Below are 19,253 nucleotides of genomic sequence, written 5' to 3' on the forward strand. Positions count from 1 at the left end.
AATACACCACACTAAACAACGTCCATGCGTAAGCATGATTGCGGAGTTGCCTTATATCCACCGCCTGAAGTCGGTGGTTTTACGGCAACGGAGGATAAATGTTGATGTTTTGAGCAAAAGCACAGCTTTTTTGGCGAGCAGCAACGACCATGGCATCATGCTCGCCATATAATCGAGCCAGCTGATTGGTGCGAGCATGGCGATTGGTGGTGCCAGAGCCTATGCCAAGGCTGATGCTTGGGTAGATGCCATGACGACCACCTGTGATGCCAATCCCAATGCCATTCATCGTTAGCGGTGTTTGTTGATGTTGTGTTGCCTTGGCAAGCGTTGTAATGCGAGATACTTCGTTTTGTAAAAAAGAGCAATCATAAGTCAGGTAATTGTTCGGATTAATGTATTGTGGAGTGATGTTGTGCGTGGTTGCACAACCTGATAGCATCAATGCAGCGATCAGAAAAAATGGCGTTTTGTTCATGGATTTCTTTTGGTTTGGTGGGTTAAAATAAAAAGGCTATCGGTTTTTATGTTGACCAGCACAGTTGGGACTCTCTGGCGCTTGGCTTTGAATGGTCCATTCATCAGGCGTATAAGCATGAATGGCGAGTGCGTGAATCGTACCGCCGTTTGCCATCATTAAAGGTTGGGTGAGTGCGTAAATCATCTGATGACGCGCCACCAATCTTTTACCAGCAAAATCTTCGCTGACAATCACCAGTTTAAAATGACTTTCTTTACCTTCAAAATATCCTGCGTGTTGATGGCTTTCATTCTCTAAAGACGAATGGGTTGGGTGTAAGTGCTCAATGGCATTGATGATGGCATCGGCAGTTGGTGCGTTCATTGATACTCCTGGTGCTTAAATGAAAATCATCAAAATGATTTTCGGTGATTGATGGCGAATGTTGACATTAATGATGGCTCAACGATGTTATCATGCTTTAATAGGCTGATCGTCGTTCCATATTCACATAAGGCGTGTATTTTTAGGGCGTTTCAATTATAATAAAAGCCATAATAAATGCAAGTCATGACCATAAAAAAAGTAAAAGCTTTCATGTCAGCCATTCATATCGCCATGATTGATGCTTGGGTGATGACGAACAATTTTAGCAAGATGATAACAGATGATTTGAGATTTATGATTGATTCAGATGACATTCCGCCACCACCAGAACCACCAGAGGATTATGAATGTTGTGATAATGGCTGTGATGAGCTGTGTGTGTTTGAAATTTACCGACTCCAAAAAGCCGATTATGATAAAAAATATGCTCATAAAATAGAGAAAGCCGATGAATGATGTTCAAAAATCGCCAGAAGTGTTTGATGTCATTATCATTGGGGCTGGAGCATCTGGTCTGCTTTGTGCGTTTCAGACAGCGCTATATGGCAAAAGTGTGCTGGTATTAGACCATGCCAACAAAGCAGGGAAAAAGATTCTTATGTCAGGCGGTGGTCGGTGTAATTTTGTTAATACAAACATAACACCAAATGCGTTCGTTGGTCAAAATCATCACTTTGTCAAGTCTGCCCTAAGTCGTTATACCAGCGATGATTTCATCAAATTGGTGCAAAAGCATCGGATTGCTTATCATGAAAAATCACACGGAGAGTTATTTTGTGATGAGTCATCTAAAGACATACTAAACATGCTGCTAGATGAGTGTGCTGTTGCTGGCGTGGTCATTCGCCTAAATACCAAAATTGACCGCATCGTCAAAGATGAGCAAATGAATGTATTTACTTTATCCACATCATCAAAAAATCATCAATCCCATCGTTTGTTATCTCGACATTTGGTCATTGCCACAGGTGGATTATCCATTCCAACGCTCGGTGCTAGTGGCTTTGGCTATCAGGTGGCAAGTCAATTTGGGCATACCATCATTCCTACCGAAGCATCCTTAGTGCCTTTTACTTTCACTGATCAAGTGGGTGAGATGGCTAGACATTTATCTGGTCTAAGTCTTGAGGTGAGAGTCTTTAATGATAAGATGAGTTTTGAGTTGCCCATGCTATTCACACATCGGGGGTTGTCAGGGCCAGCGATGCTACAACTGTCGAATTATTGGCAGTTGGGCGAGATGATTGGTATTGATTTATTACCTAAGCATGAGGTGAGTGAGTTACTGATTGCTGCTAAAAGATCGCACCCAAAACAGCTGATTCGTACGATACTATCGCCTTATTTTCCAAAGAAGCTATTGATGGCGTTGCAGGACTTGTTTTGGCAGGAATTTGAAAATGTTGAATTGGCAAATGTCAAAGATAGGCAGTTGATACAAATTGGAAAGATGATTAACGCTTGGCATATCAAACCTTCTGGCACGGAGGGCTACCGTGTGGCAGAGGTTACTCGCGGTGGTGTCAATACGAATGAAATCAAAGGCAAGACGATGGAAAGCAAATTATGCTCTGGCTTGTATTTTATTGGTGAGGTGTTAGATGTGGCAGGGCATTTGGGCGGTTTTAATTTCATGTGGGCATGGGCGAGTGGTCATGTCGCTGCCCAAGACATTGGCATGAATTGGTAGTTCTTTTAGTCTTTGATGAATGCCAGATGCTGCGTACTCATGCTGCCAGATAAAGGCGGTGTTGGTGTGTGATTAAGAATGGCTAGGGTGGTTAAAAATTCATCTCGTGGCATGAGGGTTGCCCCTAGGCTCATCAGATGTGGATTTTCTAATTGGCAATCAATCAGGCGGATACCACAGGATTTGGCAAAGTTCATGAGTGCCCAAAAAGCGACTTTTGAGGCATCTTTTTGGGTGTGAAACATACTCTCACCACAGAAAATCGCCCCATATTGTACGCCATACAGTCCGCCTACCAATACCTCATCTGCTGTATTGTCCCATACTTCCACACTCATTGCCACACCCAGTTCATGAAGCTTGGTATAGGCATGCATCATCTGAGTATTGATCCAAGTATCATCGCTATAAGTGCGTGGAGCGGCACAAGCTGACATGACAGAGTCAAAAGCACGATTTGTGGTAATGTGCCAAGGCATTTTCTTGGCGGTGCGAATGAGGGATTTGGCAGGGCGAAAGTCATTAGGATGAATGATGCATCGCACAGGTGGGCACCACCAACAAATGGGATCATTCGCCCCAAACCAAGGAAACACTCCGTTACGATACGCATTCAATAAGGTGGCGGTGGACAGGTCTGCCCCCGCACCAATAAAGCCGTCATCATCAGCAAGGTCGATCACCTGCTTAAAATCAAAAGCGGCACGGTTGGCAATCGTATGCAAGTCGGCAAGGTCTAAATATTGCATGAGATGAATCTAGAGATGGGGTTGGTAATCAAGAATGATTCTTAAATGATGTCAATTCTAGCACAACTCTTTAAAAATACCAAGCTGTGAATGCTGTTAAAAAAAAGAGACGCTCTCTCCCTTGTTTTTTTAAGCGATTTAAGAGATGTGCAATGCGATTGACTGCATAATTTTTGACGCCATCTATTTGTTGGTAAATTCAATCACTCTCATCATATTTTTGGTGCAAGGCGACATCTTTTTTATCTTCAATGACAATCAAAAAGTCTTTAATTACCCCAACAAATTCAGGCATACCGACATTACCTATTTTTGATTTTGAGGCGGTTTTTAGGGCATTATTTATTTCTAAAACAGAGCTACCTAGTGCCGAAAAAATTCTCTGCAATTTGTGCGTGTTTGAATAAATCGTACACCCAAAAAATCGGTAGATTTTTCTTTCTTTGCCATTTGTCTTTCCAAATTTCGTTGCAGAAATAAATGCCTTATCTTTAAATAAGGCATTTATCAAAACCACTTACCCAATCAACTTCTTCAATAGTTCATTGACCTGTGCTGGATTGGCTTTACCACGACTTGCTTTCATCACTTGTCCGACCAGTCCATTAAAGGCTTTTTCTTTTCCGCCTTTGTACTCATCAACCATTGTTTGGTTATTGGCAAGGACTTCTTTAATGATGGCTTCAATCGCTCCTGTGTCGGTTTCTTGTTTTAGTCCTTTTTCAGCAATAATCTCATCGGCAGTTTGCTCACTTTCCCAAAGATGACCAAATACTTGTTTGGCAATTTTGCCACTGATGGTATTATCCAAAATACGCAGAATCAATCCAGCCAAGCGTTCGGCAGAGATCGGCGATTGGTCAATGGCCAGTTCGTTTTTATTTAGTGAGCCTAACAAATCACCCATAATCCAGTTTGCCCCAACCTTGGCATTGGCTTGACCGATTTTTTCCACCACGGCTAAGAAATAATCGGAGAGTTCACGGCTGCCATTTAGCACATTAGCATCATAAGCTGATAAGCCCAACTCACTCACAAAACGCTCTTTTCGCACGCTTGGCAGTTCAGGCATATTGTCTTTAATGGCTTGCAAAGTTTCATCAGAAATCATCACAGGGAGCAAATCAGGGCAGGGGAAATAGCGATAATCGTTGGCTTCTTCTTTGGTTCGCATTGCCCGAGTTTCGTCTTTTTCAGGGTCGTATAGACGAGTGGCTTGCACGACTTTGCCGCCATCTTCGATTAGGTCAATTTGGCGTTCAATTTCTGATTTAATCGCCCGCTCAATAAAGCGAAACGAATTTAGGTTTTTAAGCTCACAGCGAGTGCCAAAGGGCGTGTTAGGCTTATGCACCGAGACATTGATGTCGGCACGAAATGAGCCTTCCGCCATAATCGCGTCCGAAATGCCAAGCCAAGTAACCAGCTCGTGAATGGTCTTGACATAGGCAACCGCCTCGTCTGCCGAGCGAATGTCAGGCTCGGAGACGATTTCAATGAGTGGTGTGCCAGCACGGTTTAAGTCCACGCCTGTCATCTGTGGCACGGCATCGTGCACCGATTTGCCTGCGTCTTCTTCAAGGTGGGCACGGGTGATGCCAATGCGTTTGGTGTATTCGTTTTTTGTCCCTGCGTTCACCAAAATGTCAATATGACCTTGTCCTACGATGGGGTGTGCCATTTGGGTGGTTTGGTAGCCTTTAGGTAAGTCAGGGTAAAAATAGTTTTTGCGGTCAAAGGCGTTCATTTGTCCGATTTCGGCATTGACGCCTAAGCCAAATTTCACCGCTTTTTCAACGACATCGCTATTTAATGCAGGCAATACCCCTGGCATTGCCAAGTCAATGATATTGGCTGCCGTGTTTGGCTCTTGCCCAAATTCGGTGCTGGCAGGCGAGAAAATTTTGGTGGCGGTGTTTAATTGGCAATGGATTTCAATGCCGATGACAACTTCATAGCCGTCAATAAGTAGGGATTGGGTCATAATAGGGTCTCTTTTTAACTATTAAATCATAAAGTATGGTAAATTGGTTGCACCAACTTTATCTACAAATTTTTGATAAGTCATCTCATCAATTTTAAAACTTATGTCAACTTTTGGCATTGTTTTTGCCTAAACATATCATTGATAAAATTTTGCCAATTTATCATCAAGTGTCAATAAAGTTAATTGATGTGTTTTTGCAGTTGCCAAAATCAGGGCGTCTGGCAATTTAATTTTGTGTTTTTGGCGAATGGCAATTGCTTTATCACGAATATTGTCATCAAGTGGGTATTGCGTGAATTGGTTGGCAATGTATTTTAATTGCTCACAAGTTTTATTGTCCACACCATAAAACCCAATAAATTCAATATAAGTAATGACGCTAATGGCACATTCAGACAAATAAACGCCTTTTTGTGATAATAAATCAAAACTTTCAGGCGTTTGTTTCTGCAAGCCAATCAGCGTACAAGTATCTAGCAAATATTTACCACTCATCACGCATTGCCCTTTGATATGCCACAGGATCAATACCATTAAATGCGTCTATGGGCGGTTGTTTTTTAAAAAAGTCGGTTAATAAGACATTGTCTTTTTTATCTTGAGTTGCCCATTTTTCAATCAATTGAGCAACGCTTAATTGCTTACTTTTGGCTTGGGCGATGACCAGTTGTTCAATGTGGGGTGGCAATTCTATTAACATCATATTTCCTTAAATACCATTATGAACCAGTATTAAATTTTTATCATTTTCTACCAATTCACAATAGTCAATCAATGTATCCAATTCGGCTAACAATTCATCACGGCATACGATGATTTTTTTCATAATCGCCTTTAAAATCATCATCGCCCACAATCGTAAAATAATTGCCTGTTAAAATAAATTCATTAGGAGCATTGGCAAATACCGCTCGCCAAGCAATGATTCAATTTTTAAAAGGTGTAATCAGCGATTGATTAAACCCTGTAATGCCGTAATAACATAAACCTTGAATGGGGCGTTCCTTATCACAATGAGTAAAGACGGTTATCCAGTTTAAACTGTCCTTTAGATATTGGATAATGTCATCGTGAATAACCGCTTTATTGGGATTGTCATTATTTATCAAAGTATCGTCATTGTTGGCGACAACCGCAAAATAATGCCTTAATCCGCTCATTTTTTACCCCAATTTTGGCATTTCTTTATGAAACGCTGTCGCCCCTTGATAAGCGTGCGTGGTATTTAGCAGGGTGTTTTCCGCCCAATGTTTGCCAATCAGTTGCAAGCCCACAGGCAAGCCACCGACAAAGCCCACAGGGTGCGACAGGCTCGGCAAGCCCGCCAAATTCACGCCAATGGTATAGACATCGCCCATATAGATTTCGGCAGGGGACAGGTTTTCGCCCAATTTATAGGCAACCGTTGGAGCGGTCGGTGTGGCGATGATGTCGCACGATTCAAAAGCCTTTAAAAAGTCATTTAAAATCAAACGGCGTACCTTTTGAGCCTTCACATAGTACGCATCAAAATAGCCTGCGGACAACGCATAAGTCCCCATAATGATGCGGCGTTGCACTTCCGCCCCAAAGCCTTCTGAGCGGCTGCGTGTGTATAAATCTTGCAAATCCTTAGGATTTTCACAGCGATAGCCATAACGCACACCGTCAAAACGAGACAAGTTGGAGCTGGCTTCGGCAGGGGCAAGCAGATAATAAGTCGCCAAAGTAATTTGTGGGTCGGTCAAATGTACATCTACCAAAGTCGCCCCAAGCTCTTGATACACTTTTAAGGCGTCATCAATTTTGGCTTTAACATCTGCATTGAGTCCTGTACCAAAATATTCGGTTGGTACGCCTACTTTTAATCCTGCTAGGGGTTTGTCGCCACCTACTTTATCAAGTTCGCCCACCCAGTTTGGCACTTCTTTGTTTACACTTGTGCTGTCTTTGGGGTCATAACCACTCATCGCCTGCAAAAGATAGGCACAGTCCAACGCTGACCGCCCAAACGCCCCTGCTTGGTCAAAGCTTGACGCATACGCTACCATACCAAAGCGAGACACTCGCCCATAAGTTGATTTAATGCCCGTTACGCCACAAAAGCTGGCTGGCTGACGAATAGAACCGCCCGTGTCCGACCCTGTCGCAACAGGGACAAAGCCACTTGCCACCGCAGACGCACTGCCACCAGATGAACCACCGGGAACTCGGTCTAGGTCGTAGGGGTTGTGTACCGCTCCGAAATAGGATTTTTCATTGTCCGAACCCATAGCAAATTCGTCCATATTGAGCTTGCCAAGACTGATGAAGCCTTGATTTGCAATGTTTTCTACTAGGGTTGCATTATAAGGAGCGGTAAAATTGGCAAGCATTTTTGAACCACAAGTGGTTAAAACGCCCTGTGTACAAAGGTTGTCTTTATGAGCCATTGGCACGCCCAAAAGGGGACGAGTGTCGCCTTTGGCACGAAGTTCATCGGCGGTTTTGGCTTGTTCTAATGCCAGCTCTGGCGTAGCGGTAATAAAGCTATTCACCGCTTTATCGTGCATATTGATGCGGTCTAAAAAATGCTGTGTTAATTCAACCGAGCTAAATTGTTTGGTCTGTAAACCGTCAGCGAGTTCACGAACGGATAGGGTGTGTGGGGTTGTCATCGTGTTTTCTCTAAATTTTTTAAATCAATAAAATGCAGGTAAGCTTGGTCAATCAAATGAACGGCTGGTATGAAAAAGGCGAGCAAAGCTGTATAAATAATACTGCGAGCGAGCCTGACGAAGTAATGGCGTTCATTTGGCAGGTCAAACATTATTCAATCACTTGCGGAACAAGGTACAATCCGTCCTGTGTGGCAGGAGCAATCGCTTGATTGCTTTCACGATTGACCGCCAGGTCATTTAAGTCCACCATATCAGGACGCAGCACCTGCACGCCATCGTGGACATTGGTCAATGGTTTGACATCATCGGTGTTGACATCGGCTAAGACATCCATCATTGACAAAATTTTGCCAATATCACTGGCGTAACTTTCGCAGTTGGTTGCGTCAATATCAAGGCGAGAGAGTTTGGCGACATTAAAAATCTCTTGACTTGTTAAAGTGTCGTGCATGGCGATTTCCCATTAAATTTTTGTTATTAAGGTTTAAGACTGGATTAAATTGCTTATTAATTGTAGCATAACTTTAATGTTTTGGCATTGGCAAAAGTGCCAAGCTGTGAGTGGTTGCAATTTTTTTTGATAAAATGTGTCAAAACATGAAAGTTTCTGAAATTTTTGATGATTGTGCAAAATTTTCTTGCAAAAAATCACAATTTTTTCATAAATACACATGATTTTTTGAGTGTAAATAGGGTATAATTCGCCATTAAACTTTATCTAGCGACGCATCTCATTTTTTGTTTGACCGATTTTAAGCAAATTGAGTGTTTGGGTGATGACACTGATCCCAAAAATCCTTTTGGTGCCTGTTTTATGTGGCATCGGTTGACTTGTTCTTGTGTGAGCTTGAGTTTTAACTGTTTTGGTGAACTATTTTAAAGAAAGTTGCGTACGCTTGTCATTTTGCTTCATATCTGGAAACGCTACCCATGAATCTGTTTGGATTTTTATCAACCAATATCGCCATTGACCTTGGCACGGCGAACACGCTGATTTATACTCCTGGTAAGGGTGTGGTACTTGATGAACCTACGGTCGTCGCCTTGCGTGCCAATCGTACACAAAACCCTACTGTTGCGGCGGTGGGTATCGATGCCAAACAAATGCTTGGTCGTACGCCTGATAATATCACTGCCATTCGCCCTTTAAAAGATGGTGTGATTGCAGATTTTGAGGTTACTCAAAAAATGTTGAAGCATTTCATTACTAAGGTAAAGGCTCGCCGTTTTTTGGCAAATCCAAATGTTGTGGTATGCGTACCATGCAAATCCACATTGGTAGAACGCCGTGCCATTGAAGAGGCGGTGCGTTCAGCAGGGGCGAATAGCGTTCATATTCTAGAAGAGCCGATGGCAGCGGCGATCGGTGCGGGGTTGCCTGTGCATGAGGCAAGTGGCTCAATGGTGGTGGATATCGGTGGTGGTACGACTGAGATTGCCGTGATTGCACTGTCTGGGTGCGTGTATGCTGATTCCATTGCAGTTGGTGGAGATAAATTTGATGATGCCATCATTCATCATGTCAAGAAGACACATGGCTGTTTCATTGGGGAGACTACCGCTGAACGCATCAAGATGGAAGTGGGAACAGCAATTTTTGATGAAAATGAGAACCTTGAGGTAGAAGTGCGTGGTCGTTCAATGGCGGAAGGCGTGCCAAAGACTTTCACGGTCAATGCTAAGGAAATCCAAGTGGCTTTGGCTGAGCCGTTATCTGCGATTGTCTCAAGTGTGAAAGAAGCCCTTGAACAAACGCCGCCAGAATTATCATCAGACATCGCTGAAAACGGCATCATGCTGACAGGCGGTGGGGCATTATTACGCAATTTGGATAAGTTGCTATCTAAAGAAACAGGACTGCCTGTAACAGTGGCAGATGACCCTTTGACTTGCGTTTCTCGTGGAGGTGGTAAGGCACTTGAATTCATCCACGACAAATCATTGAATATGATTTTTGTATGAGGTCTTGACTGCATGAATCGTCATGCGATTGAGTTGTCATGACAAAGCGGTGCATTCACACCGCTTTTTATTTGATGCCAAATTCTTCAAGGTGATGGTTTGTAGGTATTGCTTTGATGGTGTTAATAAATTGGTTTATTGGAATGATTAACATATCATGCTACTGAGTATTTTTTCACAAAAACCTCTGTTCATAAGAGCGACACTTGTTTTTTTGGTGCTGTCGCTGATACTGATGCTATTGGATGGTCAAAAGCCAGAATGGTTTCAGCCGTTTCGTGATGCCAGTCACGCTTCCATGCAGCCGATTTACCAAATGTCGCTCGCACCCTCTTTTGCTGCTCATTACGCTGATGGCACTTTTAAGAGTAAGGAGGCACTGCGTAGAGAAAATGTCCGTCTACAAACAGAGTTGTTACAGGCCAAAGTGCAGTTACAGCAACAAGATCATCTGATTGCACAAAATGCTCGATTAAAAGGCGTACTGTCTACAACAGAATCTGCCAAGCACACCTTATTACTTGCTCAAGTTATCGGCACTGATTCCAATCCTTTGAAGCAAATCGTCGTCTTGAATAAAGGGGCGAATGATGGCGTGAGAATTGGGCAGGCTGTCATTGATGAAAAAGGCATTCTTGGACAGGTGATTAATACCTACCCCAACACTTCTCGCCTTGTACTTATCACAGATGACCAGCAGTCAGTAGCGGTTGTGGTGGCACGCACAGGGCAGCGTGCTGTGGTTTCTGGTAAAGGTCGTCCTGATGGTTTGAGCTTGGATTTTATTTTTAAAACCTCCGATGTTCAGGTCGGTGATGAGCTGATTTCTTCTGGTTTGGGTAATCGCATGCCAGCAGGATATCTTGTTGGTAAGATTGCAGATATTGATACAACTCGTACGGATAATTTTGCTGACATTACGGTTCGTCCAGCAGCAAACATCTTAAACAGTAGCTATGTGCTGATTTTGCAACCAAAACATTCCTAAGGTGGTAGGCTAAGCATGAATTCAAGGTCGTTTTTGTTGTTGGGCATGTTTCTAAGCTTTGTCATTGCGTCAGCATTGAATGTCTATCCGCTGTCTTTTGAGCTTGCTGGATTTAGACCGATGTTTTTGATGATTGTATTGATATTTTGGATCATGTATCGTCCGACCATCATGCGTGTTTGGCTGGTGTTTTTGATTGGATTGAGTGCTGATTTGTTATTGGACACTCATTTAGGTCATCAAGCGTTTTGTGCTGTATTGATGAGTTTTGTATTGCGAGTGCTGTTGATTTATATTAAGGAGCTGAATTTAAAAAATGTGTGGCCATGTGCGGCGATTGCTTTGGTGGTTTATCGAAGTGTTTTATGGGTTTTAGAATCGTTTAGTCATGGTTTTATCTGGACAGGGTTTGGGTCGCTGATGATGAGCATGGTGGTATTTCCGTTGTTTTGGTATCCGCTATATTGGGTGAATGGGCAGCTAAAAGAGCGTGCTTGGTAAGTTAATTTTGACATAATTTGATGAGGCGTATTTATGAAAATCATCTTGGCATCCACTTCTCCACGCCGACAAGAATTATTAAAGATGGCAGGCGTGGACTTTACAACCATGGCGGTGCATATAGACGAGTCTTGGCAGATTGGTGAGCATGCTAATGACTATATCAAAAGAATGGTGGAGAGTAAGTTTGAAAAAGCGTGTGAGCAACCATTGCAAGGTCGAAATTTGCTGATAACAGCAGACACCATAGGCGTACTGCCTGATGGTGGAATATTGACCAAGCCTTGTAGTCAATCTGATGCTTATGCCATGTGGGATAAGATGTCGAATGCAAGCCATGAGGTTTGGACAGCGGTATGTGCTGGGGTGGTGGACGAAGGGTTTTTGATGACTCAACAAAGCATGATTTGTAAAACCAAGGTTCATTTTGTTGAGCTGACCGATGCGATGAAACACGACTATTGGCAATCAGGCGAACCGCTTGATAAGGCGGGGGGTTATGCCATACAGGGCAGAGCAATGGCATGGGTGCGATCAATTGATGGCAGCTATACCAATGTGGTAGGTTTGCCACTGGCACAGACACTTGAATTGATTAAAAATGTACAATCTTAAACCGTGCCATCTTAAATAGCCAGACATTCTTTATTTTTTAAAAACAGCAAACAAATGTCTAAGCAAATCATCATTAGCCATCATCAAGGGCGGACTCAATTGGCAAAGCTTATTAATGGGGAGCTTTGCGAGATTCTGACTGAAAATCAGCAAGATGCCAGTCTTGTAGGTAATATTTATTTGGCAACAGTGGTGCGTGTTTTAAAGGGCTTGCAAGCTGTATTTGTTGATATTGGGCGGCAGCGAACAGCATTTTTATCCATGCGAGATGTTCATGCAGATGATGACCAAGCCAAAATTGAGAAATTGTTCTATCAAAGCCAACCCATCTTGGTGCAAGTCATCAAAGATGAAGTGGGTGATAAAGGTGCTCGTCTGAGCACACGCATATCCATAGAGGGTTGCCATTTGGTTTATTTGCCCAACGGCAACGGCATTGGCGTCTCATCACGCCTTAATGTTGATTTAAAAAAATATTTAAAAAGCGTGCTTAGTGATGAGTTTGCACGCTTAGGATTGTCGGGTGCTGTCATTGTGCGTACCAGTGCCCAAAATGTGGAGACTGGTAAGCTGTTGACAGAATTACACCGACTGTCTGAATTGTGGCATCAGAGTCATCAAAAAGCATCACACGCACGCCAACATAAGGTCAAGTATGAACTACTACATCAATCACCCCCTTTATACTTGCGACATCTGCACGAAATGAAAGATGTGTCAACGCAACTTTGGGTTGATGATGCTGTGCTTTATCAAAAGATATTGGATTTTGTCTGTGCATTTTTACCTGATGCTGCTTTTAGGGTCAATCACTACATACAAACAAAACCTATTTTTAAAGCTTTTGATGTTGAGTGTCAGATGGAACAAGCTCTATGTCGCACGGTTGACTTGTCATCAGGAGGGCAATTGGTGATTGATCATACGGAAGCGATGACTGTGATCGATGTTAATACAGGTGCATTTGTAGGTAAGCATGATCAGGCAATGACGATTCACCGTACCAATATGGAAGCTGCCTTGCAAATTGCACGCCACATTCGCCTACGCAATATTAGTGGCATCATCATCATTGATTTTATTGACATGCTTAACGATGAACACCAAAAAAGCGTGTTGCAGACACTTAAGACTGCTTTAAAAAACGATCCAGTTCAAACCACCATACTGGGCTTTACCCGTCTTGGGCTGCTTGAAATGACACGAAAGCGTACGACAAAAAGCCTAAGGGAATGTGTACAGATTGGGTCTCGTGAAAAAGCGATTCAAAGCGTTTGATGATAAACTTGCCATTAAGTAAGAATGTTTGGTGTTCATTAAAATTTTTTAGAGTGGTTAAATTTGAAAAAGTAACTCTTTAGTGAAAGCAACATGTTGAAAATAATGCTAAGAAATTTCTTGCATTTGCATGGTTTTGATGTATAATATCGTTTCAATTATGTTTTAGCGTTGCACTTTTTAATCCGAAATCGTGATTGAAAAGAATGAATTTGGTAAAAATTGTTCTCTACAAAAAACGATAGAGAATTAAAAAAGACAACGCCACAGCCGAAGCATCGTTTTTGGCACTATGAACAACACCCCTGCTGTCTGGCAACATTTGCATGACGGGCAGGGATTGGATTATTTTGTCAAAACTCATTATCTTTTGGCAAAAATTTATAAAATGGTATAGCTGAACTCATCGTTTCGATGACGGAAGTTTTATAAAGCACTTAATTAGGAGCTTGTTGGCATGGCTAACCAGAGAATCCGTATCCGACTAAAATCTTTCGACCATCGTTTGATTGATCAGTCGGCACAAGAGATTGTCGATACTGCAAAGCGCACAGGTGCACAAGTTTGTGGTCCTGTACCCTTGCCGACTCGTATTGAGCGGTTCAATGTATTGACATCACCACACGTCAATAAAGACGCTCGTGACCAGTATGAAATCCGCACCCACAAACGCATGATTGACATCGTTCAGCCAACAGATAAAACTGTTGATGCTTTGATGAAGTTGGATCTTGCTGCTGGTGTTGATGTTCAAATCGCCTTAGGCTGATTGAACAGAGTCTGGTTTAACTATTAAACTATTAATATTAAAGAGGTCTAAAATGGCGATTGGTCTAGTCGGTATTAAGCGTGGTATGACCCGAGTATTCACTGAATCAGGTGTTTCTATCCCTGTGACAGTGGTTGAGGTCGACGCAAACCGCATCTCGCAAATCAAAACAGTAGATACCGATGGCTATACTGCGATTCAAATCACCACAGGTGAGCGTCGTGACAGCCGTGTAACTGCTGCCCAAAAAGGACACTTCGCAAAAGCTGGTGTGGCTGCTGGTCGTGGCGTTTGGGAATTCCGTGCTGAAGAAAGCGATCTTGAAGGTCGTGAAGTAGGTGGCAACATCCTATTGGATATCTTTGAAGTAGGTCAGTTGGTTGATGTGACTGGTCAAAGTAAAGGTAAGGGTTTCCAAGGTGGTGTGAAGCGTCATAACTTCCGTACCCAAGATGCAACTCACGGTAACTCTGTATCGCATCGTGTGCTTGGTTCTACTGGTCAAAACCAGACACCAGGTAAAGTATTTAAAGGCAAAAAAATGCCAGGTCAGATGGGTAACAAGCGTGTTACTGTTCAGGGCCTTGAAATCGTGTCTATTGACGCTGAAAAAGGTGTACTGGTCATCAAAGGTGCGCTTCCTGGTGCTAATGGTGGCGATGTTATCGTCCGTCCGTCAGTCAAAGCCTAGTAAAGGGGATTAACGTGAATTTAAAAACTGTTACAGGTGCGGCGGTTGAACTGTCAGAGACTACTTTTGGTCGTGAGTTCAATGAAGCCTTGGTACACCAAGTAGTAACTGCTTACCTAGCTGGCGCTCGTCAAGGTACTCGTGCACAAAAAACTCGTGGCGAAGTATCTGGCGGTGGTAAAAAGCCATGGCGTCAAAAAGGTACTGGTCGCGCTCGTGCTGGCTCTATCCGTAGCCCGATTTGGGTTGGTGGCGGTCGTGCGTTCGCAGCAAAACCACAAGATTGGTCTCAAAAAGTAAACCGTAAAATGTATCGTGGTGCCATGCAATGCATCTTAGCTGAGCTGGTACGCCAAGATCGTTTAGTTTTGGTTGATGATATTACTGTAGATTCGCCAAAAACTAAAGGTTTGGTTGCTAAGTTGGCAGAACTGAACGCACCTCGTGCCTTGATTGTTACGCACGAAGTGGATGAAAACCTATACTTAGCTGCACGCAACATTCCGCATGTCAATGTATTGGGTACTCGTGAAGTTGATCCAGTAAGCTTGGTTTCTTTTGATAAGGTTATCATGACTGTAGAAGCTGCCAAACAATTTGAGGAGACACTAGCATGAGTAACGCAAGACTATATCAAGTGCTAAAAGCCCCTGTATTCTCTGAAAAATCTCAGCGTTTGGGGGATAGCCTTGGCGTGCAAGTTTTCAAAGTTGATAGTAATGCCACCAAACGCGACATCAAACGCGCAGTTGAGTTGATGTTTGAGGGTGTCGAAGTTGTTAAAGTAAACACTCTAAATACCAAGGGCAAGACCAAGCGTTTTGGTCGTGTTGTTGGTAAGCGTTCTGATGTCAAAAAAGCGTATGTAACCCTAAAAGCAGGTTCAGACGTACAAATCGGTGCTGGTGAAGAAGTCACTAGTGAAACAGCGACTAACGAATAAGGATTCATATCATGCCTATCGTAAAAGCAAAACCTACATCACCAGGTCGCCGCTTTGTTGAAAAAGTAGTGCATCCACACCTATATAAAGGTCGTCCTTATGCACCACTTGTTGAATCAAAGGCAAAAACTGGTGGTCGTAATAACAACGGTCGTATCACGACCCGTCATATTGGCGGTGGTCATAAGCAACACTATCGTTTGATTGACTTTAAGCGCAACAAAGATGGTATCATTGCAACTGTTGAACGCATTGAATACGACCCAAACCGTACCGCACACATCGCACTACTTAAGTATGCAGATGGTGAGCGTCGTTATATCATTGCACCCAAAAAATTGTCTGTAGGCGATCAAGTGCAATCTGGTGAAGGTTCTCCCATCCGTCCAGGTAACTGCTTGCCACTTAAAAATATCCCAGTAGGTACCATCATCCACAACATTGAGTTAAAAATCGGCAAAGGTGCACAGATTGCTCGTTCTGCTGGTGCAGGTGTTCAGCTTTTGGGTAAAGACGGTGCTTATGTGATCGTTCGCTTGCGTTCTGGCGAAACTCGTCGCATCCATGCGAATTGCCGTGCGGTGATTGGTGAGGTTTCTAACACAGAAAATAACCTAAAATCACTTGGTAAAGCAGGTGCAGCTCGTTGGCGTGGTGTTCGTCCTACTGTTCGCGGTACTGCGATGAACCCGATTGATCACCCACACGGTGGTGGCGAAGGGCGTAACTTTGGTAAGCACCCAACCAGTCCTTGGGGTCAGAAAGCTAAGGGTCTTAAGACTCGTTCTAATAAGCGTACTGACAATATGATCATCCGTCGCCGTCGTGCCAAGAAATAAGGAATAATTTAATGCCTCGTTCATTGAAAAAAGGTCCATTTATCGATGCGCACTTGTTTGCTAAGATCGAAACCGCTCTTGAGACAAACAGCCGTAAGCCAATCAAGACTTGGTCTCGTCGCTCGATGATTCTACCACAAATGGTGGGTCTAACCATCTCAGTTCATAATGGTCGTACTCATGTGCCAGTCATTGTGAGCGAGCAAATGGTTGGTCATAAACTTGGTGAATTCGCTCCGACCCGTTCGTATCGTGGTCACGGCGTTGATAAGAAATCTAAGAGATAAGGTGCTACCATGGAAGTAACTGCAAAATTACGCGGTGCCGCTATTTCGGCACAAAAAGTAAGATTGGTTGCGGACGAAGTTCGTGGTAAGTCAATCGAACGCGCTTTGGATATCTTGACTTTCAGCAACAAAAAAGGTGCTAAGTTAGTTAAAAAATGCTTACAATCAGCAATCGCTAATGCTGAGCATAACAATGGTCTAGACATTGATACTCTGCGTGTTTCTACCATTTATGTTGATGAAGGTATTACCCTAAAGCGTATTATGCCCCGTGCTAAAGGTCGTGCTGACCGTATCAGCAAGCGCACTTGTCACATCACTGTTAAAGTAGGAGCATAATCATGGGTCAAAAAGTTCATCCAATTGGTATTCGCTTGGGCGTTATCAAAAAGCACAACGCTAACTGGTATGCAAGCCCAAAGCAATATTCAGAATACCTACTAAACGACTTTAAAGTGCGTGACTTCTTACGCAACAAGCTCAAAGAAGCTATGGTGAGTAATATTAGCATTGAACGCCCTACTGGTGCGGCTAAAATTACCATCCATTCAGCACGCCCAGGTGTCATTATTGGTAAGCAAGGTGCTGACATTGAAGCACTACAAAAAGAGCTTACTAAGATCATGGGTGTGCCTGCCCAGGTAAATATCCAAGAAATTACTCAGCCTGACCTAGATGCTCGTCTGGTGGCTGTCGGCATTGCTAACCAGCTAGAACGCCGTGTGATGTTCCGTCGTGCGATGAAGCGTGCGGTTCAAAATAGCATGCGTTCAGGTGCACAAGGTATTAAAGTTGAGCTGTCTGGTCGTCTAGGTGGTGCAGAAATTGCTCGTACTGAGTGGTATCGTGAAGGTCGTGTGCCTCTACATACACTCCGTGCTGATATTGATTATGCAGAAGTTCGTGCAGAAACCACTTATGGCACCATTGGTGTGAAAGTTTGGATTTTCCGTGGTGAAATTCTAGACGGCATGAACAGTGTTTATAACCCAGTGGTTGAAGAAAAGGCTCGTGCACCAAAACGCCGCGGTCGTAGCAACAACCGTCGTAATTCAGACAAGGGGTAAGCCATGTTACAACCAAAACGTACCAAATTCCGTAAAATGCATAAAGGCCGCAATACAGGTCTTGCTCAGCGTGGAAACACCGTTGCATTTGGTGAAATTGGTCTAAAATCTATCGGTCGTGGTCGCATGACTGCTCGTCAAATTGAAGCGGCTCGTCGTACCATTACTCGTCGCATTAAGCGTGGCGGTAAAATTTGGATTCGTGTATTTCCAGACAAACCAATTACCGAAAAACCTCTAGAAGTTCGTATGGGTAAGGGTAAGGGTCCTGTAGAGTACTGGGTAGCAGAAATTAAGCCAGGTAAAATGCTTTACGAAATTCAAGGCGTTAGCGAAGAATTGGCTCGTGAAGCTCTAACTTTGGCATCAGCGAAACTACCTTTTAAAACGACTATTGTTAAACGGACGGTTATGTGATGAAAACCAACGAATTACGCGAAAAATCAGTAGAAGAGTTGGCTCAATTGCTTGAAGAAAAGCAGCTTGATGCATTCCGTCTGCGTATGGCAAAAGCTACGGGTCAGCTGGGTAATACTCATGAAGTTAAGGCAAATCGTCGTACGATTGCAAAAATCTTAACTTTGATTAACGAAAAACAAAGAGGCGACGCATGAGCGAGAACACCCAAACTCAAGAAGTTGGCGTTGTAACTGGTAAAGTAATCAGTAACAAGATGGATAAATCTATTACTGTTTTGGTTGAACGCCAAATTCGCCACCCAATGTATGGCAAGCAAGTTCGCCGTTCTACGAAGCTTAAAGCTCACGATGAGAACAATGTTTGTCAAGAAGGCGATATCGTTCGTATCAAAGAAACTCGTCCTATTTCAAAGACCAAAACTTGGACTTTGGTGGATGTGGTTGAGACTGCGGTAAAAATTTAAGTTATTTGCATTAAAGGTCATTTGTTAGTATAATGTGCATCTTTTTAGATGTTCATCCATCGAGTATGTATAAACATGCTGCATATTCGATGGCGAATGGCTTTTATTGCTTTATTTATTATGGAGTAATGCGATGATTCAGACTGAAACAATGCTGGAAGTTGCAGATAACAGTGGTGCAAGACGTGTTCAGTGTATTAAAGTGCTGGGCGGCTCGCATCGTCGTTACGCATCAGTTGGCGACATTATCAAGGTAACGGTTAAAGAAGCCATTCCTCGTGGCCGTGTTAAAAAAGGCGATGTGATGAATGCGGTTGTTGTACGCACCAAGAAGGGCGTACGCCGTCCAGATGGTTCTGTACTACGTTTTGATGACAATGCGGCAGTTATCTTGAATAATAACAAAGCCCCAATTGCAACTCGTATTTTTGGACCTGTTACTCGTGAACTACGTGGTGAGCAATTCATGAAAATTGTTTCACTAGCACCTGAAGTACTGTAACCTTTTAGAGGCTATT

Annotated in this window: 30 protein-coding genes; 19 read left to right on the forward strand and 11 right to left on the reverse strand. The window is 43.1% G+C overall.

The window, feature by feature from the left end; translation table 11 throughout:
• Positions 1 to 79 precede the first annotated feature (79 nt).
• Positions 80 to 478 carry a hypothetical protein gene (locus M2R47_RS07135; protein ID WP_249101000.1) on the reverse strand — a complete coding sequence of 133 codons (399 nt, stop codon included), beginning with the start codon at positions 476 to 478 and terminating at the stop codon, positions 80 to 82.
• A 36-nt stretch (positions 479 to 514) separates the two neighbouring features.
• A complete protein-coding gene (locus M2R47_RS07140) occupies positions 515 to 844 on the reverse strand; it encodes a BolA family protein (protein WP_249101003.1) in 330 nt (109 codons plus the stop codon).
• Between the two features lie 213 nt (positions 845 to 1,057).
• Between M2R47_RS07140 and M2R47_RS07145 the strand changes: the two genes are divergently transcribed.
• Positions 1,058 to 1,303, forward strand: coding sequence for an oxidoreductase-like domain-containing protein (locus M2R47_RS07145; protein ID WP_249101006.1), 246 nt, complete (start codon positions 1,058 to 1,060; stop codon positions 1,301 to 1,303).
• Positions 1,296 to 2,537, forward strand: a complete 1,242-nt coding sequence (locus M2R47_RS07150; protein WP_249101009.1) for a BaiN/RdsA family NAD(P)/FAD-dependent oxidoreductase — start codon at positions 1,296 to 1,298, stop codon at positions 2,535 to 2,537. Before M2R47_RS07145 ends, M2R47_RS07150 begins: the two co-directional genes overlap by 8 nt.
• 5 nt (positions 2,538 to 2,542) lie before the next feature.
• On the opposite strand, the gene aat is transcribed toward M2R47_RS07150, so the two are convergent.
• The 8 genes from aat to gatC form a co-directional block, all read right to left on the reverse strand.
• Positions 2,543 to 3,286 carry a leucyl/phenylalanyl-tRNA--protein transferase gene (gene aat, locus M2R47_RS07155; RefSeq protein WP_249101011.1) on the reverse strand — a complete coding sequence of 248 codons (744 nt, stop codon included), beginning with the start codon at positions 3,284 to 3,286 and terminating at the stop codon, positions 2,543 to 2,545.
• Between the two features lie 199 nt (positions 3,287 to 3,485).
• The gene (locus M2R47_RS07160; protein WP_249101013.1) at positions 3,486 to 3,797 is read right to left on the reverse strand and encodes a hypothetical protein; all 312 of its coding nucleotides are present in this window, start codon (positions 3,795 to 3,797) and stop codon (positions 3,486 to 3,488) included.
• A gap of 6 nt (positions 3,798 to 3,803) precedes the next feature.
• The gene (gene gatB / locus M2R47_RS07165; RefSeq protein WP_249101016.1) at positions 3,804 to 5,270 is read right to left on the reverse strand and encodes an Asp-tRNA(Asn)/Glu-tRNA(Gln) amidotransferase subunit GatB; all 1,467 of its coding nucleotides are present in this window, start codon (positions 5,268 to 5,270) and stop codon (positions 3,804 to 3,806) included.
• A 138-nt stretch (positions 5,271 to 5,408) separates the two neighbouring features.
• A complete protein-coding gene (locus tag M2R47_RS07170; RefSeq protein ID WP_249101018.1) occupies positions 5,409 to 5,768 on the reverse strand; it encodes a PIN domain-containing protein in 360 nt (119 codons plus the stop codon).
• The gene (locus M2R47_RS07175; RefSeq protein WP_249101022.1) at positions 5,758 to 5,976 is read right to left on the reverse strand and encodes a hypothetical protein; all 219 of its coding nucleotides are present in this window, start codon (positions 5,974 to 5,976) and stop codon (positions 5,758 to 5,760) included. The genes M2R47_RS07170 and M2R47_RS07175 overlap by 11 nt, the downstream gene beginning before the upstream one ends.
• A gap of 223 nt (positions 5,977 to 6,199) precedes the next feature.
• On the reverse strand, positions 6,200 to 6,433 hold the full coding sequence (locus tag M2R47_RS07180) for a hypothetical protein (protein ID WP_249101026.1): 234 nt from the start codon (positions 6,431 to 6,433) through the stop codon (positions 6,200 to 6,202).
• 3 nt (positions 6,434 to 6,436) lie between these two features.
• A complete protein-coding gene (gatA, locus tag M2R47_RS07185) occupies positions 6,437 to 7,909 on the reverse strand; it encodes an Asp-tRNA(Asn)/Glu-tRNA(Gln) amidotransferase subunit GatA (protein WP_249101029.1) in 1,473 nt (490 codons plus the stop codon).
• A 151-nt stretch (positions 7,910 to 8,060) separates the two neighbouring features.
• Complete coding sequence (gene gatC, locus M2R47_RS07190) at positions 8,061 to 8,363, reverse strand: Asp-tRNA(Asn)/Glu-tRNA(Gln) amidotransferase subunit GatC (protein ID WP_249101031.1); 303 nt, start codon at positions 8,361 to 8,363, stop codon at positions 8,061 to 8,063.
• Between the two features lie 479 nt (positions 8,364 to 8,842).
• On the opposite strand from gatC, the gene M2R47_RS07195 reads away from it, so the two are divergent.
• From M2R47_RS07195 to M2R47_RS07215, 5 genes are all read left to right on the forward strand, one after another.
• A complete protein-coding gene (locus tag M2R47_RS07195) occupies positions 8,843 to 9,874 on the forward strand; it encodes a rod shape-determining protein (protein ID WP_249101034.1) in 1,032 nt (343 codons plus the stop codon).
• 157 nt (positions 9,875 to 10,031) lie between these two features.
• Complete coding sequence (mreC, locus tag M2R47_RS07200; RefSeq protein WP_249101037.1) at positions 10,032 to 10,862, forward strand: rod shape-determining protein MreC; 831 nt, start codon at positions 10,032 to 10,034, stop codon at positions 10,860 to 10,862.
• A 15-nt stretch (positions 10,863 to 10,877) separates the two neighbouring features.
• Entirely contained in the window at positions 10,878 to 11,363 is a 486-nt protein-coding gene (gene mreD, locus M2R47_RS07205) for a rod shape-determining protein MreD (RefSeq protein ID WP_407069033.1), read from the forward strand.
• Between the two features lie 33 nt (positions 11,364 to 11,396).
• The gene (locus M2R47_RS07210; RefSeq protein ID WP_249101046.1) at positions 11,397 to 11,978 is read left to right on the forward strand and encodes a Maf family protein; all 582 of its coding nucleotides are present in this window, start codon (positions 11,397 to 11,399) and stop codon (positions 11,976 to 11,978) included.
• Positions 11,979 to 12,032: 54 nt separating this feature from the next.
• Positions 12,033 to 13,256, forward strand: a complete 1,224-nt coding sequence (locus M2R47_RS07215; RefSeq protein ID WP_249101050.1) for an Rne/Rng family ribonuclease — start codon at positions 12,033 to 12,035, stop codon at positions 13,254 to 13,256.
• Between the two features lie 229 nt (positions 13,257 to 13,485).
• Here the strand turns inward: M2R47_RS07215 and M2R47_RS09515 are convergent, their stop codons facing one another.
• Positions 13,486 to 13,620: a hypothetical protein gene (locus tag M2R47_RS09515; protein WP_283162932.1), complete on the reverse strand. Its 135-nt coding sequence runs from the start codon at positions 13,618 to 13,620 to the stop codon at positions 13,486 to 13,488.
• Between the two features lie 93 nt (positions 13,621 to 13,713).
• Here M2R47_RS09515 and rpsJ point away from each other — a divergent pair, with 93 nt between their 5' ends.
• The 12 genes from rpsJ (at position 13,714) to rplN (ending at position 19,237) form a co-directional block, all read left to right on the forward strand.
• Positions 13,714 to 14,025 (forward strand): 30S ribosomal protein S10, encoded by a 312-nt coding sequence (gene rpsJ, locus M2R47_RS07220; protein ID WP_003656991.1) that lies wholly within the window; start codon positions 13,714 to 13,716, stop codon positions 14,023 to 14,025.
• A gap of 52 nt (positions 14,026 to 14,077) precedes the next feature.
• Positions 14,078 to 14,716, forward strand: a complete 639-nt coding sequence (rplC, locus tag M2R47_RS07225; RefSeq protein ID WP_249101053.1) for a 50S ribosomal protein L3 — start codon at positions 14,078 to 14,080, stop codon at positions 14,714 to 14,716.
• 14 nt (positions 14,717 to 14,730) lie between these two features.
• Positions 14,731 to 15,333 carry a 50S ribosomal protein L4 gene (rplD, locus tag M2R47_RS07230; RefSeq protein WP_249101056.1) on the forward strand — a complete coding sequence of 201 codons (603 nt, stop codon included), beginning with the start codon at positions 14,731 to 14,733 and terminating at the stop codon, positions 15,331 to 15,333.
• The gene (gene rplW / locus M2R47_RS07235) at positions 15,330 to 15,659 is read left to right on the forward strand and encodes a 50S ribosomal protein L23 (RefSeq protein WP_249101059.1); all 330 of its coding nucleotides are present in this window, start codon (positions 15,330 to 15,332) and stop codon (positions 15,657 to 15,659) included. The genes rplD and rplW overlap by 4 nt, the downstream gene beginning before the upstream one ends.
• An 11-nt stretch (positions 15,660 to 15,670) precedes the next feature.
• The gene (gene rplB / locus M2R47_RS07240; RefSeq protein WP_249101062.1) at positions 15,671 to 16,498 is read left to right on the forward strand and encodes a 50S ribosomal protein L2; all 828 of its coding nucleotides are present in this window, start codon (positions 15,671 to 15,673) and stop codon (positions 16,496 to 16,498) included.
• Positions 16,499 to 16,509: 11 nt separating this feature from the next.
• The gene (gene rpsS, locus M2R47_RS07245) at positions 16,510 to 16,785 is read left to right on the forward strand and encodes a 30S ribosomal protein S19 (protein WP_249101064.1); all 276 of its coding nucleotides are present in this window, start codon (positions 16,510 to 16,512) and stop codon (positions 16,783 to 16,785) included.
• A 9-nt stretch (positions 16,786 to 16,794) separates the two neighbouring features.
• Positions 16,795 to 17,124, forward strand: a complete 330-nt coding sequence (gene rplV, locus M2R47_RS07250; RefSeq protein ID WP_029102633.1) for a 50S ribosomal protein L22 — start codon at positions 16,795 to 16,797, stop codon at positions 17,122 to 17,124.
• 2 nt (positions 17,125 to 17,126) lie between these two features.
• Entirely contained in the window at positions 17,127 to 17,852 is a 726-nt protein-coding gene (gene rpsC, locus M2R47_RS07255; protein ID WP_249101067.1) for a 30S ribosomal protein S3, read from the forward strand.
• Between the two features lie 3 nt (positions 17,853 to 17,855).
• Positions 17,856 to 18,269, forward strand: coding sequence for a 50S ribosomal protein L16 (gene rplP / locus M2R47_RS07260; RefSeq protein ID WP_029102635.1), 414 nt, complete (start codon positions 17,856 to 17,858; stop codon positions 18,267 to 18,269).
• On the forward strand, positions 18,269 to 18,466 hold the full coding sequence (gene rpmC, locus M2R47_RS07265; protein WP_249101070.1) for a 50S ribosomal protein L29: 198 nt from the start codon (positions 18,269 to 18,271) through the stop codon (positions 18,464 to 18,466). The genes rplP and rpmC overlap by 1 nt, the downstream gene beginning before the upstream one ends.
• Positions 18,463 to 18,735, forward strand: a complete 273-nt coding sequence (gene rpsQ / locus M2R47_RS07270; protein ID WP_249101073.1) for a 30S ribosomal protein S17 — start codon at positions 18,463 to 18,465, stop codon at positions 18,733 to 18,735. The genes rpmC and rpsQ overlap by 4 nt, the downstream gene beginning before the upstream one ends.
• Before the next feature lie 133 nt (positions 18,736 to 18,868).
• Complete coding sequence (gene rplN, locus M2R47_RS07275; protein ID WP_029102638.1) at positions 18,869 to 19,237, forward strand: 50S ribosomal protein L14; 369 nt, start codon at positions 18,869 to 18,871, stop codon at positions 19,235 to 19,237.
• The last annotated feature ends 16 nt before the right edge of the window (positions 19,238 to 19,253 follow it).

Source organism: Moraxella oculi, from assembly GCF_023336735.1.
GTDB lineage: Bacteria > Pseudomonadota > Gammaproteobacteria > Pseudomonadales > Moraxellaceae > Moraxella > Moraxella oculi.

What these genes read in the sequence shown, in the direction of transcription:
- M2R47_RS07135 (WP_249101000.1), bottom strand. Translation starts at nt 478, where the DNA reads ATGAACAAAACGCCATTTTTTCTGATCGCTGCATTGATGCTATCAGGT.
- M2R47_RS07140 (WP_249101003.1), bottom strand. Translation starts at nt 844, where the DNA reads ATGAACGCACCAACTGCCGATGCCATCATCAATGCCATTGAGCACTTA.
- M2R47_RS07145 (WP_249101006.1), top strand. Translation starts at nt 1,058, where the DNA reads ATGTCAGCCATTCATATCGCCATGATTGATGCTTGGGTGATGACGAAC.
- M2R47_RS07150 (WP_249101009.1), top strand. Translation starts at nt 1,296, where the DNA reads ATGAATGATGTTCAAAAATCGCCAGAAGTGTTTGATGTCATTATCATT.
- aat (WP_249101011.1), bottom strand. Translation starts at nt 3,286, where the DNA reads ATGCAATATTTAGACCTTGCCGACTTGCATACGATTGCCAACCGTGCC.
- gatB (WP_249101016.1), bottom strand. Translation starts at nt 5,270, where the DNA reads ATGACCCAATCCCTACTTATTGACGGCTATGAAGTTGTCATCGGCATT.
- M2R47_RS07170 (WP_249101018.1), bottom strand. Translation starts at nt 5,768, where the DNA reads ATGAGTGGTAAATATTTGCTAGATACTTGTACGCTGATTGGCTTGCAG.
- M2R47_RS07175 (WP_249101022.1), bottom strand. Translation starts at nt 5,976, where the DNA reads ATGATGTTAATAGAATTGCCACCCCACATTGAACAACTGGTCATCGCC.
- M2R47_RS07180 (WP_249101026.1), bottom strand. Translation starts at nt 6,433, where the DNA reads ATGAGCGGATTAAGGCATTATTTTGCGGTTGTCGCCAACAATGACGAT.
- gatA (WP_249101029.1), bottom strand. Translation starts at nt 7,909, where the DNA reads ATGACAACCCCACACACCCTATCCGTTCGTGAACTCGCTGACGGTTTA.
- gatC (WP_249101031.1), bottom strand. Translation starts at nt 8,363, where the DNA reads ATGCACGACACTTTAACAAGTCAAGAGATTTTTAATGTCGCCAAACTC.
- M2R47_RS07195 (WP_249101034.1), top strand. Translation starts at nt 8,843, where the DNA reads ATGAATCTGTTTGGATTTTTATCAACCAATATCGCCATTGACCTTGGC.
- mreC (WP_249101037.1), top strand. Translation starts at nt 10,032, where the DNA reads ATGCTACTGAGTATTTTTTCACAAAAACCTCTGTTCATAAGAGCGACA.
- mreD (WP_407069033.1), top strand. Translation starts at nt 10,878, where the DNA reads ATGAATTCAAGGTCGTTTTTGTTGTTGGGCATGTTTCTAAGCTTTGTC.
- M2R47_RS07210 (WP_249101046.1), top strand. Translation starts at nt 11,397, where the DNA reads ATGAAAATCATCTTGGCATCCACTTCTCCACGCCGACAAGAATTATTA.
- M2R47_RS07215 (WP_249101050.1), top strand. Translation starts at nt 12,033, where the DNA reads ATGTCTAAGCAAATCATCATTAGCCATCATCAAGGGCGGACTCAATTG.
- M2R47_RS09515 (WP_283162932.1), bottom strand. Translation starts at nt 13,620, where the DNA reads ATGAGTTTTGACAAAATAATCCAATCCCTGCCCGTCATGCAAATGTTG.
- rpsJ (WP_003656991.1), top strand. Translation starts at nt 13,714, where the DNA reads ATGGCTAACCAGAGAATCCGTATCCGACTAAAATCTTTCGACCATCGT.
- rplC (WP_249101053.1), top strand. Translation starts at nt 14,078, where the DNA reads ATGGCGATTGGTCTAGTCGGTATTAAGCGTGGTATGACCCGAGTATTC.
- rplW (WP_249101059.1), top strand. Translation starts at nt 15,330, where the DNA reads ATGAGTAACGCAAGACTATATCAAGTGCTAAAAGCCCCTGTATTCTCT.
- rplB (WP_249101062.1), top strand. Translation starts at nt 15,671, where the DNA reads ATGCCTATCGTAAAAGCAAAACCTACATCACCAGGTCGCCGCTTTGTT.
- rpsS (WP_249101064.1), top strand. Translation starts at nt 16,510, where the DNA reads ATGCCTCGTTCATTGAAAAAAGGTCCATTTATCGATGCGCACTTGTTT.
- rplV (WP_029102633.1), top strand. Translation starts at nt 16,795, where the DNA reads ATGGAAGTAACTGCAAAATTACGCGGTGCCGCTATTTCGGCACAAAAA.
- rpsC (WP_249101067.1), top strand. Translation starts at nt 17,127, where the DNA reads ATGGGTCAAAAAGTTCATCCAATTGGTATTCGCTTGGGCGTTATCAAA.
- rplP (WP_029102635.1), top strand. Translation starts at nt 17,856, where the DNA reads ATGTTACAACCAAAACGTACCAAATTCCGTAAAATGCATAAAGGCCGC.
- rpmC (WP_249101070.1), top strand. Translation starts at nt 18,269, where the DNA reads ATGAAAACCAACGAATTACGCGAAAAATCAGTAGAAGAGTTGGCTCAA.
- rpsQ (WP_249101073.1), top strand. Translation starts at nt 18,463, where the DNA reads ATGAGCGAGAACACCCAAACTCAAGAAGTTGGCGTTGTAACTGGTAAA.
- rplN (WP_029102638.1), top strand. Translation starts at nt 18,869, where the DNA reads ATGATTCAGACTGAAACAATGCTGGAAGTTGCAGATAACAGTGGTGCA.